Here is a 13,058-nt window from a genome sequence, read left to right as displayed (position 1 = left end):
CCGAACTCCTTTTACGGGAAAGCCCCGTGCCCTTGTGGCACGGGGCTTTTTCGCGTTCACGGGTCTCTGCCGGGCCGGCTGTCTGGTCCTGATGGAGTCGCCCGTCGGGGCCGGGCTCTGCACTGGCAGGTCCCGCAGCTGAGGGATCGGTGAGTCTGGCAGTCCTGTGAGAACCCGTCAGAGTCTTCTGCGGTCAATGGTTTTGAGCATCCCTGAGTTCAGGGTATGCTTTACCTCGTTGCCACAGCGCAGCAGGCCCCAATAGCTCAGTCGGTAGAGCGTCTCCATGGTAAGGAGAAGGTCTGCGGTTCGATTCCGCATTGGGGCTCCGAAGAAGAGAAAGGCCCTCGCCAGTCGGCGGGGGCCTTTCCCGTTGGAACGTGCCGGGCCCCGGCCACTTCCAGGAAGAAGAGGAAGGGGACGGTCGGGGCGGTCGCTTCCCCGACGACGAACCCCAACGTGCAGAAGGTGCCACCGAGTTCGTCCGGCGTCAGGTGGGCGGAGTCGGCGACTCCGTACAACCCTCAGGCGGTGGGAGGCTCGGGCACGCGCATGGCGAGGATGGCCATGTCGTCCGAGGCCGGCTCGGCGGCGAAGCGCTCCACCGCCCGCAGGATGCGAGCCGCCACGGCGCCCGCCGTGAGGCCGGTGCAGGTCGCCAGGACGTCTGCCAGGCCGTCGTCGCCCAACATGCGGGTGCCCTCCCGGCGTTCCGTGACGCCGTCGGTGACGCACAGCAGGACATCGCCCGGGGCGAGGGTCACCGTCTGCTCGTACAGTTCGAGTTCCTCGATGACGCCCAGCAGGGGCTGGGGCTCGGCTGCCGCCTCGACCGAACCGTCCTGACGCAGGCGCAGCGGCAGCGGGTGCCCTGCGCAGACCACCTTCAGAAGGGCGCTGCCGTCCTCCTGGGGCCACAGCTCGCCGTACAGGAGGGTCAGGAAGCGACTGCGGGCGCCCTCGTCGAGGATGGCGGCGTTGAGGCGCTCCAGGACCGCGGGGCCGCCGAAGCCCTCGCGGGCGAGGAGGCGCAGGGCGTGGCGGGCGAGGCCTGTGACGGCCGCGGCCTCCGGACCCGTACCGCATACGTCGCCGATGGCGAAGCCGTAGGCGCCGTCGCGGATCGGGAAGACGTCGTAGAAGTCACCGCCGACCTCGTTGCCCTCGCCGGCCGCGCGGTAGATGACCTCGATCTCGACATTGGGAACCTCGGGCAGTCCCGGCGGCAGCAGACTGCGCTGCAGGGACTGGCTGATCGCCATGCGCTCCGAGTAGAGGCGGGCGTTGTCGAGGGCCAGGGCGGCACGGCGGGACAGATCCTCGGCCAGCTCCAGGATCTCCTGGCGGAAATGGTCGTCGGAGGGCTTCCCGAGTGTCAGCATGCCGATGACGCGGTTACGCGCCACCAACGGCAGGACCACCGTCTCGCCGCCCACGGCGGATGCCGTGGCGAGCGTCGTACGGATGCCGGATCCCATCCTGCCCGGCTCGACGAGCCGACCGGTTTCACCGAGACCGAGCGTGCGCATCGAACTGCGCAGTGCTGCCTGGTGGGCGGCCTCGGACGGGGCGGTCCAGACACGGGCACCGGGGGTCGGCACGGGGTCCGGCGGCGCGATCTTGGAGAGCAGGGCCTTGAGGCCGTCGATGCGGTCCTCGTCCTCGTGCAGGACATAGGAGAGGTACGGCTCGGACGACTGGTCGGCGATCGTGTACACGGCGCACCAGGTGGCGAGGGTGGGGACCGTCATCTGGGCCATCAGCGCCAGGGTCTGGTCCCGGTCGAGGGTGCCGGCCAGCAGGTCGGAGGCCTCGACGAGGAAGGAGAGGGAACCCCGGCGGAGGCGCTCCAGCTCGCCCAGGCGGGCCGACTCGACCGCCAGTGCGATCCGGTCCGCCGCGAACTGCAGGCGCAGGGCCTCCTCGTTCGAGTAGCGGCCGGCCGCTTCCGCTGCGACACCCAGCGAGCCCGTCAGCCGTCCTTCGACCTTCAGCGGGACCGTGACGACAGAACGCATCCCGGTGCCGCCGAGCAGCGGGACGGCGCCCGGCACGCTGTCGAGGTCCTCGTGGACGGCGGGCATCCGGGCGGATCCGTACCGTCCGGTTCCGGCTTCCACCGGGACGCGGGCGAAACGCTGGCGGGCGGAGGGCAGACCCGTGGTGGCCCGTACCTCCAGTTCCGTTTCGTCGTCCGTGGCCAGCAGCAGGAAGGCCGCATCGGCGTCGAGCATGTCACGGGCCCGCTCGGCCGTGCGCTGGAGCAGGCCGTCGAGGTCGTCGGGGGCGGGGGAGCCGATGAAGATCTCGAACGGGTCCGTCTTGCCGCTCTCGGCGTTCGTGTCGGACACCGGAGTGCGGGCCGGCGACTGGAGTACGGCGCGTTCGTAGTCGCGGACGAGCAGGCAGACGGTCGAGGGCTCGCCGTGGGTGTCGCGGACCCGCAGGTGCGAGGCGTAGACGGGGATGATCCGGCCGTCGGCGCCCCGGATTCCGTAACTGCCCTCCCAACGCGAGAGCTGGAGGGCGTCGACGATGCCCGTGTTGGTGCCGGGGGTCTGGGGCCAGGCGGTGAAGTCGGTGAGCTGCTTCCCGGTGACCTGATCCGCGGTATGGCCGAAAAGGAATGCGGCGTCCTCGTTCCAGGCCGCGATGGCACCGGTGCTGTCGATCTGGACGACCGCCACCCGGACGCGCTCGTCGGCGACGGGGAGCAGACCCACGGGGAGCAGCGGTCCCGCCGAGCGGATGCCCACCGGGCGTTCGGGGAGATCGAGCTGGAACCAGACATGTTTGCGGGTGGGGGAGTACTCGACGCCCCACCGGGTGGCGAGTGCCGCGCAGAGCAGCAGCCCGCGGCCGTTCTCGCTGTCCGGGCTGCCGAAGTCCGGTACCGCGCTCTGGAGCGGGACCTCGCGTTCCGGATAGTGGTCGGAGACCTCGATCCGGACGCCGTCCTCCGTGCGCAGACAGAGCACGTCGGCGGCGGTGCCCGCGTGGATGACGGCATTGGTCACCAGCTCGCTGGTGAGAACGACCGCGTCGTCGACGACATCGGTGTAGCCCCACCCCTGGAGGGTGTCGCGGACAAAGGCACGGGCGGTCGCGACGGAGCGCCCGGCCGGGTCGAAGGTGGCGGCCGCGCGCGCGGTGATCACAGCACTCCCCATGGTGTCTCGTCGCTTCCCCGAGTCCTGTGCCCGTTTCTCGCCGCTTCGATTCGCCTGCCAGGCTAGACGCTCGGTCTCGGTGCCGGATACACGAGGGGCGACATCGGACAGGAGCGACCAGGAACGGACCTGTGACCGGACAACTCCGGGCTTCTCAACCGAGGGATGTGGAACAACCCTTGGAGGTTGCACCCCGGCCGCGTCGGGCCTGGTACGTTTCAACGATTTGACGTCCCCATGGTCACCCGTCGACGGTGGGCTGTGGCGGTGAGCCAAAGAAGAACTGGGCAAGCTCCCAGATAAGGCCCGAGCGATACGGTCAACCCCTGCGGGAGGGACACGGTGGAGTCTGGCGTGGCGGCGCGGGGCAAAAGCACGCGCACAAAAGGCGGACAGTCCGTGAAGAAACAGCGCAATGGAACCATCGATGTCGACGCGGCGGCGCTCAACAGACTGTTGGCGGGCCTCGTGGCGATGCGCGACGGGAATTTCCGCAGGCGTCTGACCGTCTCGGGCGACGGCGTGATGGCGGAGATCGCGGCGGTCTTCAACGAGGTCGCCGACCGCAATCTGCATCTCACCGGTGAGCTGGCCCGGGTACGGCGGGTGGTCGGACGTGAGGGGAAGCTCACCGAGCGGCTGGAGACGGGCGCCTGCGAGGGCTCCTGGGCCGCCGCGATCGACGCCTCCAACGAGCTGGTCGACGATCTGGCGCGCCCGGTCTCGGAGGTCGGGCGGGTGTTGTCGGCGGTGGCCGACGGTGATCTCGAACAGCGGATGGAGCTGCGTTCGCACACGTCCGACGAGACCGTTCGGCCGCTGCGCGGCGAGTTCCTGAAGGTCGCCCGTACGGTCAACAGCCTCGTCGACCAGCTGTCCGCGTTCACCGAGCAGGTGACGCGTGTCGCGGTCGAGGTGGGGACCGAGGGCAAGCTGGGCGGACAGGCCCAGGTGCGTGGTATGTCCGGGTCCTGGAAGGACCTCACGGACTCCGTGAACACCATGGCGTACCGGCTGACCGCTCAGGTGCGCGACATCGCGCTGGTGACGACGGCGGTCGCCAAGGGCGATCTGTCGCGGAAGGTCACCGTCCATGTGGCCGGCGAGATGCTCCAGCTGAAGAACACCGTCAACACGATGGTCGACCAGCTGTCGTCGTTCTCCTCCGAGGTGACCCGGGTCGCCCGTGAGGTGGGTACGGAGGGCGAGCTCGGCGGGCAGGCGACCGTGCCGGGCGTGGCCGGGGTGTGGAAAGACCTCACCGACTCCGTCAACACGATGGCAGGGAACCTCACCTCCCAGGTGCGCGGGATCGCCGAGGTGACCACGGCCGTCGCCAACGGCGACCTGTCCCAGAAGGTCACGGTGAGCGCCCGCGGCGAGGTCGCGCAGCTGGCCGAGACCATCAACCAGATGACCGACACGCTGCGGCTCTTCGCGGACGAAGTGACCCGGGTGGCCAGCGAGGTCGGTGGTGAGGGTCTGCTGGGCGGGCAGGCGAAGGTGCCGGGTGCGGCGGGGACCTGGAAGGACCTCACCGACTCGGTGAACACGGTCTTCCGGAACCTGACGACCCAGGTGCGGGACATCGCGCAGGTGACCACGGCGGTGGCCAACGGTGACCTGTCGCAGAAGGTCACGGTGGACGTGGCCGGCGAGATGCTGGAGCTGAAGAACACCGTCAACACGATGGTGGGCCAGCTCCAGGCCTTCGGTTCGCAGGTGACCCGGGTGGCCCGGGAGGTCGGCGTCGAGGGCCGGCTCGGCGGGCAGGCCGAGGTGCCGGGTGCGGCGGGGACCTGGAAGGACCTCACCGACTCGGTGAACGCGGCGTTCCGCAACCTCACGGGGCAGGTGCGCGACATCGCGCAGGTGACGACCGCGGTGGCCAACGGCGACCTGACGCAGAAGGTCACCGTGGATGTCGCGGGCGAGATGCTGGAGTTGAAGAACACCGTCAACACGATGGTGGCGCAGCTCTCCAGCTTCGCCGACCAGGTGACGGGCATGGCGCGTGACGTGGGTACGGAGGGCCGCCTCGGGGGCCAGGCCCGGGTGGACGGCGTTTCCGGCACCTGGAAGGAACTCACCGACTCCGTCAACTTCATGGCAGGGAACCTGACTTCGCAGGTGCGCCAGATCGCCCAGGTGACCACGGCGGTGGCGCGGGGTGACCTGTCGCAGAAGATCGACGTGGACGCCCGCGGCGAGATCCTGGAGCTGAAGAACACCATCAACACGATGGTGGACCAGCTCTCCGCCTTCGCCGAGCAGGTGACCCGGGTCGCCCGCGAGGTCGGTACCGACGGGCGCCTCGGCGGTCAGGCGCAGGTGCCCGGCGTGGCCGGTGTGTGGCGTGATCTGACCGATTCGGTGAACGGCATGGCGGGCAATCTCACCGCTCAGGTCCGTAACATCGCGCAGGTCGCCACGGCGGTGGCGCGGGGTGACCTGTCGCAGAAGATCGACGTGGATGCCCGCGGCGAGATCCTGGAGCTGAAGAACACCATCAACACGATGGTGGACCAGCTCTCGAACTTCGCGGAGCAGGTGACCAGGGTCGCCCGCGAGGTCGGTACGGAGGGCATCCTCGGCGGTCAGGCCGAGGTGCAGGGGGTGTCCGGTACGTGGAAGGACCTCACCCATTCCGTCAACCGCATGGCGAACAACCTGACCATGCAGGTCCGCAACATCGCCGAGGTCACCACCGCGGTCGCCAACGGCGACCTGTCCAAGAAGATCACCGTCGATGCCAGGGGCGAGATCCTCGAACTGGTCACGACCGTCAACACCATGGTCGACCAGCTGCTCAACTTCGCCGACGAGGTGACCAGGGTCGCCCGTGAGGTGGGCACCGAGGGCATTCTCGGCGGCCAGGCCCGGGTGCCTGGTGCGACGGGCATCTGGAAGGACCTCAGCGACAACGTCAACCTGATGGCCAACAACCTGACCAGTCAGGTGCGGAACATCTCCCGTGTCTCGTCGGCGGTCGCCAACGGCGATCTGCGCAAGAAGGTCACGGTGGAGGCGCGCGGCGAGGTCGCCGAGCTGGCGGACACCGTCAACACGATGGTGACGACACTGTCCTCGTTCGCCGACGAGGTGACGCGAGTCGCCCGCGAGGTGGGCACGGAAGGCGAGCTGGGCGGTCAGGCCAGGGTGCCCGGGGTCTCCGGTACCTGGAAGGACCTGACCGAGTCGGTGAACTCGATGGCGTCCAACCTGACGGGTCAGGTGCGCCAGATCGCCGCGGTCACCACCGCCATCGCCAAGGGCGACCTCACCAAGAAGATCGACATCGACGCGCGCGGCGAGATCCAGCAACTGAAGAACACCATCAACACGATGGTCGACCAGCTGTCCTCGTTCGCCGAGCAGGTGACCCGGGTGGCCCGCGAGGTGGGCACGGAGGGGCAGTTGGGCGGTCAGGCCCGGGTCCGGGACGTCGACGGCACCTGGCGCGACCTCACCGAGTCGGTGAACGAGATGGCCGGAAACCTCACCCGTCAGGTGCGGGCCATCGCGGCCGTCGCCACCGCGGTGACCCGCGGCGATCTCAACCTGAAGATCGATGTGGACGCGGCCGGCGAGATCCAGGCCCTCCAGGACAACATCAACACCATGATCGCCAACCTGCGCGACACCACGGCGACCAACAAGGAACAGGACTGGCTCAAGGGCAACCTCGCCCGCATCTCCGGCCTGATGCAGGGGCGCCGCGACCTGGACGACGTGGCCTCGCTGATCATGAGCGAGCTGACCCCGGTCGTGTCTGCGCAGCACGGTGCGTTCTTCCTGGCCATGCCGACCGGGGCCACCGGCGCGGTGGGCGCGGACAGTGACGCGGAGGGTTCGTACGAACTCCGCATGAGGGGCAGCTACGGATACTCGGCGGGTTCCATGCCGACGTCCTTCCGGCCGGGCGAAACGCTCATCGGCACGGCCGCCGAGGAGAAGCGGACCATTCAGGTGGACAACGTTCCGCCCGGATATCTGAAGATCTCCTCCGGGCTCGGAGAGGCACCGCCGGCGCATGTGATCGTGCTGCCGGTGCTGTTCGAGGGGAAGGTTCTCGGCGTGATCGAGCTGGCGTCCTTCCAGCCGTTCACCCATATCCAGCGGGACTTCCTCAACCAGCTCGCCGAAATGATCGCGACGAGCGTCAACACCATCAGTGTCAATACGAAGACCGAGAAACTCCTCGAACAGTCGCAGGAGCTCGCCGAGCAATTGCGGGACCGTTCACAGGAGTTGGAGAACCGTCAGAAGGCGCTCCAGGCCTCCAACGCCGAACTGGAGGAGAAGGCCGAACTGCTGGCGCAGCAGAACCGCGACATCGAGGTCAAGAACACCGAGATCGAAGAGGCCCGTCAGGTCCTGGAGGAGCGTGCCGAGCAGCTCGCGGTCTCGATGCGCTACAAGTCCGAGTTCCTGGCGAACATGTCGCACGAGTTGCGCACCCCGCTCAACTCGCTGCTCATTCTGGCCAAGCTGCTCGCCGACAACGCCGAGGGCAATCTCTCGCCGAAGCAGGTGGAATTCGCCGAGACGATCCACGGGGCCGGTTCCGATCTGCTCCAGCTGATCAACGACATTCTCGATCTGACGAAGGTCGAGGCGGGCAAGATGGATGTCAGTCCGACCCGGATCGCGCTGGTTCAGCTGGTGGATTACGTGGAGGCGACCTTCCGCCCGCTCACCGCGGAAAAGGGACTCGACTTCTCCGTAAGGGTCTCGCCGGAACTGCCCGCGACCTTGCACACGGACGAACAGCGGCTGCTGCAGGTGCTGCGCAACCTCCTGTCCAACGCGGTGAAGTTCACCGACAGCGGGGCGGTCGAGCTGGTCATCCGGCACGCCGGCGAGGATGTGCCGAACGCCATCCGTGAGCAGCTTCTGGAAGCCGGGTCACTGCGTGATGCGGACGCCGACCTGATCGCGTTCTCGGTCACCGACACCGGCATCGGGATCGCTTCCAGCAAGATGCTGGTGATCTTCGAGGCGTTCAAGCAGGCGGACGGTACGACCAGTCGCAAGTACGGCGGTACGGGGCTCGGGCTGTCCATCAGCCGGGAGATCGCCCGGCTGCTGGGCGGCGAGATCCACGCGGCGAGCGAGCCCGGCCGCGGCTCGACGTTCACGCTGTATCTGCCGCTGCACCCGAGCGAGTTGCCGCCGCAGGGATACCCGCAGATCGGTCCCGGGCCCATCGAGGCACACGACGCGGCGGCCGAGGAGGGGCTGCTGCCGCAGGGCGGTCCGGATGCCGACGCGGCGGCCGCGGCGCCGGGTTCGGCCGGTCCGGTGCGGCGTCGCCGCAAGAGCCTGGAGCGTGCGGAGCGGCGGCCGGCGCTGCCGCCCCGGAGCTCCGCGCCGGCGGCCGCGCAGGAGCCCTGGGCGCCGGCCGGGCAGGAGGAACCCGAGGTCCGCAGGACGTTCCGGTTCCGTGGCGAGAAGGTGCTCATCGTCGACGACGACATCCGCAATGTCTTCGCGCTCACCAGCGTGCTGGAGCAGCACGGTCTTTCGGTGCTGTACGCGGAGAACGGGCGGGTGGGCATCGAAGTCCTGGAACAGCACGACGATGTGGCGGTCGTGCTGATGGACATCATGATGCCGGAGATGGACGGCTATGCCACGACGGCGGCGATCCGCAGGATGCCGCAGTTCGCCGGGCTGCCGATCGTCGCGTTGACCGCGAAGGCGATGAAGGGCGACCGGGAGAAGGCGATCGAATCCGGCGCTTCCGACTACGTCACCAAGCCTGTCGATCCTGATCATCTTCTTTCCGTAATGGAGCAGTGGATGCGCGGAGAGTGATCATTAGTTGAGTGAATCGCGATGAGTTGCTGATCGACTGTGGCCGCAGGGGTGTGGGCAGGCTCTATTCGGGGAACCTTCTCGTCTCCCACCGCGTTTCTGCTGTGTGCACAGTGACATCGCGGTGACAGGGTGTGGTGGCGGGCGGGGTGCGGCTACCATGACCGGCACAAGGACGGACGGCGCAAGGGAGTCGTCCCCTGGGGCGGCGCCCGGTGCAATTCCGGGGCGAGGAGGACGGGCCATGGTGCAGAAGGCCAAGATCCTCCTGGTCGATGACCGGCCGGAGAATCTGCTGGCGCTGGAGGCCATCCTCTCTGCGCTCGATCAGACGCTGGTACGGGCATCGTCAGGGGAGGAAGCGCTCAAAGCGCTGCTCACGGACGACTTCGCGGTCATTCTGCTGGACGTCCAGATGCCGGGCATGGACGGTTTCGAAACCGCCGCGCACATCAAGCGGCGGGAACGAACTCGGGACATCCCGATCATCTTCCTCACCGCGATCAATCACGGTCCGCATCACACCTTCCGGGGTTATGCGGCGGGCGCGGTGGACTACATCTCGAAGCCGTTCGACCCGTGGGTGCTGCGGGCCAAGGTCTCGGTCTTCGTCGAGCTGTACATGAAGAACTGCAAGCTGCGTGAGCAGGCGGCGCTGCTGCGGCTCCAGCTCGAGGGCGACGGCGGCGACGCGGACCACGAGAGGGAGCCCGCCGGGCTGCTGGCCGAGCTCTCGGCGCGGCTCGCGGCCGTCGAGGAGCAGGCCGAGGCGCTCTCCAAGCAGCTCGACGACGAGTCGGCGGACGCCGCGGCGGTGGCCACTGCCGCCCACCTGGAGCGCAAGCTGACCGGGCTGCGCCGCGCGCTGGACGCCCTGGAGCCCGGCACCGGAAGCGGCGCGGCCGCCCTTCCCTCGTAACGACGCGGCCGTTCCGTCGCGACCGGGCAGCGGGGAGGGGCGGCGGTCCGGTGGTGCGATTTCCGGTCGGGGGCGGGCGGTTGCCCGGAGCCCCGGCCCAACTTCCTCCTGCACGGCGCCGTTCGACGGTCCATGAGCGGGTCTCCAGGAGTGAGGCCGCGTCAGTTTGCCGCCCCTCTACAGCGACACGGACGGGTGAAGCGGTACGCGCTCGTGTTAACAGCCGTAGACACCGGTAACCTCGGCACCATGGCCTCACGTACGTCCGGCAAGGGTTCCCAGGGCACGGCGGGCACCGCGAAGCGCGTCGGCCGTACCGCGGGACCGGCCAAGAAAGCCGCGCCCGCGAAGAAGACCGCCGCCAAGAAGACCGTGCCCGCGAAGAAGGCTCCCGCCAAGAAGGCGGCGGCGAAGAAGGCGGCCCCGCCCAAGCCGGCCCCGTCGCCCACCAACGGTGTCTACCGCCTGGCGCGCGCTGTCTGGCTCGGTACGGCCCACGCCGTCGGAGCGATGTTCCGCGGCGTAGGGCGCGGAGCGAAGGGGCTCGACCCCGCACACCGCAAGGACGGCGTGGCGCTGCTGCTGCTCGGGCTCGCGCTGGTCGTCGCCGCGGGCACCTGGTCGAATCTGCGCGGGCCCGTCGGCGACCTCGTGGAGATGCTGGTCACCGGGGCCTTCGGCCGGCTCGATCTGCTCGTGCCGATACTGCTCGGCACCATCGCCGTACGGCTGATCCGCTACCCGGAGAAGCCCGAGGCCAACGGCCGAATCGTCATCGGGCTCTCCGCCCTCGTCATCGGCGTGCTCGGGCAGGTCCACATCGCGTGCGGATCGCCCGGCCGGGAGGACGGCACCACGGCGATGCAGAACGCCGGCGGGCTCATCGGCTGGGCGGCCTCCAAGCCGCTGATCTACGCCATGGGCGAGGTCCTCGCCGTACCCCTGCTGTTGCTGCTCACCGTCTTCGGCCTGCTGGTCGTCACCGCGACCCCGGTGAACGCCATCCCGCAGCGGCTCCGGCTGCTCGGCACCAAGCTGGGCCTTCTCCACCCCGAGTACGACCCCGAGGCAGACGAGAACGACGACGAGCGCTACGAGGAACAGTGGCGCGAACAGCTTCCCGCCCGGTCCCGCCGCTCCCCGGCGCGCCGTTCCGAGGTGCCCGGCGAGTACGACCCCGAGCAGGCCGAGGCCGAAGCGCTCTCCCATCGCCGCCGGACGCGCCGGCCGTCCGTGCAGCCCGCGATGAACCGCACCATGGACGCGGTGGATGTGGCGGCCGCCGCGGCCGCCGCCCTCGACGGGGCCGTGCTCAACGGCATGCCGCCCTCGCCGATCGTCGCCGACCTCACCCAGGGCGTCTCCGTCGAGCGCGAACGTCCGGGCCCACCCGTCCCCGGTGCCAGGGAGGGCGAACCCTCCTCCGGAGGAGTCAAGCAACCGGCACCCGCAGGCGGCGTACCCGATCTCACGAAGCCCGTGCCCGACTCGCAGTCCCAGCCGCTGCCGGCCCGCGCCGAACAGCTCCAGCTCTCCGGCGACATCACCTACTCGCTGCCCTCGCTCGACCTGCTGGAGCGCGGCGGCCCCGGCAAGACCCGCAGCGCCGCCAACGACGCGATCGTCGCCGCGCTGACGAACGTCTTCACCGAATTCAAGGTCGACGCCGCCGTCACCGGCTTCACCCGGGGGCCGACGGTCACACGGTACGAGGTGGAGCTCGGCCCGGCGGTGAAGGTGGAGCGGATCACCGCGCTCGCCAAGAACATCGCCTACGCCGTCGCCAGTCCCGATGTCCGGATCATCTCCCCGATCCCGGGCAAGTCCGCGGTGGGCATCGAGATCCCCAACACCGACCGGGAGATGGTCAACCTCGGCGATGTGCTGCGCCTCGCGGACGCGGCGGAGGACGACCACCCGATGCTGGTCGCGCTCGGCAAGGACGTCGAGGGCGGCTATGTGATGGCCAACCTGGCGAAGATGCCGCACGTGCTGGTGGCCGGTGCGACCGGTTCCGGCAAGTCGTCGTGCATCAACTGCCTGATCACCTCGGTCATGGTGCGGGCGACCCCGGACGACGTCCGGATGGTCCTGGTCGACCCCAAGCGCGTCGAGCTGACCGCGTACGAGGGCATCCCGCACCTGATCACACCGATCATCACCAACCCGAAGCGTGCGGCCGAGGCGCTCCAGTGGGTGGTGCGGGAGATGGACCTGCGCTACGACGACCTCGCCGCTTTCGGATACCGGCACATCGACGACTTCAACCAGGCCGTCCGCAACGGCAAGGTCAAGCCGCCGGAGGGCAGCGAGCGCGAGCTCTCGCCCTATCCGTACCTGCTGGTGATCGTCGACGAGCTCGCCGACCTGATGATGGTCGCTCCGCGCGATGTCGAGGACGCCATCGTCCGGATCACCCAACTGGCCCGTGCCGCCGGTATCCACCTGGTACTCGCGACGCAGCGGCCCTCGGTCGATGTCGTCACCGGTCTGATCAAGGCGAACGTACCCTCCCGGCTGGCCTTCGCGACCTCGTCGCTGGCCGACAGCCGGGTCATCCTCGACCAGCCCGGCGCCGAGAAGCTCATCGGAAAGGGTGACGGTCTGTTCCTGCCGATGGGGGCGAACAAACCCACCCGAATGCAGGGCGCCTTCGTCACCGAGGACGAGGTCGCGGCCGTCGTCCAGCACTGCAAGGATCAGATGGCGCCGGTCTTCCGCGAGGACGTGGTGGTCGGCACGGCCAAGAAGAAGGAGATCGACGAGGACATCGGCGACGACCTGGATCTGCTCTGCCAGGCCGCCGAACTGGTCGTCTCCACCCAGTTCGGGTCCACCTCGATGCTCCAGCGCAAGCTCCGGGTCGGCTTCGCCAAGGCCGGCCGGCTGATGGACCTGATGGAGTCCAGGAACATCGTCGGGCCCAGCGAGGGTTCCAAGGCCCGCGACGTCATGGTGAAACCCGACGAGCTGGACGGGGTGTTGGCGCTGATTCGCGGGGAAACCGGTTCGTAAGGGTGTTACGGGCAACCGTTTCGTCGGGTCGTACGTCAACTTGAGGGGAGGGGCGGCAGAATTGTCCTTCCCGGGACGGTCCGGGGATTCGGACGGAGTTTCGAGTCCGATGGAGGGCAAAGTCCTTCCTCCCG

The 13,058-nt window shown here is 68.7% G+C and carries 4 protein-coding genes and 1 tRNA gene; 4 read left to right on the top strand and 1 reads right to left on the bottom strand.

The features are described from left to right. Positions 1-255 precede the first annotated feature (255 nt). Positions 256-328: transfer RNA gene (locus IE107_RS26220), tRNA-Thr, on the top strand. A 196-nt stretch (positions 329-524) separates the two neighbouring features. Here IE107_RS26220 and IE107_RS26215 read toward each other — a convergent pair. After that, positions 525-3,158, bottom strand: a complete 2,634-nt coding sequence (locus IE107_RS26215; RefSeq protein ID WP_189546804.1) for a SpoIIE family protein phosphatase — start codon at positions 3,156-3,158, stop codon at positions 525-527. A 411-nt stretch (positions 3,159-3,569) separates the two neighbouring features. On the opposite strand from IE107_RS26215, the gene IE107_RS26210 reads away from it, so the two are divergent. From IE107_RS26210 to IE107_RS26200, 3 genes are all read left to right on the top strand, one after another. Then, positions 3,570-8,990: a HAMP domain-containing protein gene (locus IE107_RS26210; RefSeq protein ID WP_189546796.1), complete on the top strand. Its 5,421-nt coding sequence runs from the start codon at positions 3,570-3,572 to the stop codon at positions 8,988-8,990. Between the two features lie 244 nt (positions 8,991-9,234). Further along, complete coding sequence (locus IE107_RS26205) at positions 9,235-9,909, top strand: response regulator (RefSeq protein WP_189546795.1); 675 nt, start codon at positions 9,235-9,237, stop codon at positions 9,907-9,909. 249 nt (positions 9,910-10,158) lie between these two features. After that, complete coding sequence (locus IE107_RS26200) at positions 10,159-12,924, top strand: DNA translocase FtsK (protein ID WP_189546794.1); 2,766 nt, start codon at positions 10,159-10,161, stop codon at positions 12,922-12,924. Positions 12,925-13,058: the final 134 nt, after the last annotated feature.

Source organism: Streptomyces gelaticus (genome assembly GCF_014649535.1).
GTDB lineage: Bacteria > Actinomycetota > Actinomycetes > Streptomycetales > Streptomycetaceae > Streptomyces > Streptomyces gelaticus.
This window is presented reverse-complemented; position numbering and strand designations above follow the sequence as displayed.

Bases quoted from the DNA above. Each gene is read 5' to 3' on its own strand.
- IE107_RS26205 (WP_189546795.1), top strand. From the start codon at position 9,235: ATGGTGCAGAAGGCCAAGATCCTCCTGGTCGATGACCGGCCGGAGAAT.
- IE107_RS26200 (WP_189546794.1), top strand. From the start codon at position 10,159: ATGGCCTCACGTACGTCCGGCAAGGGTTCCCAGGGCACGGCGGGCACC.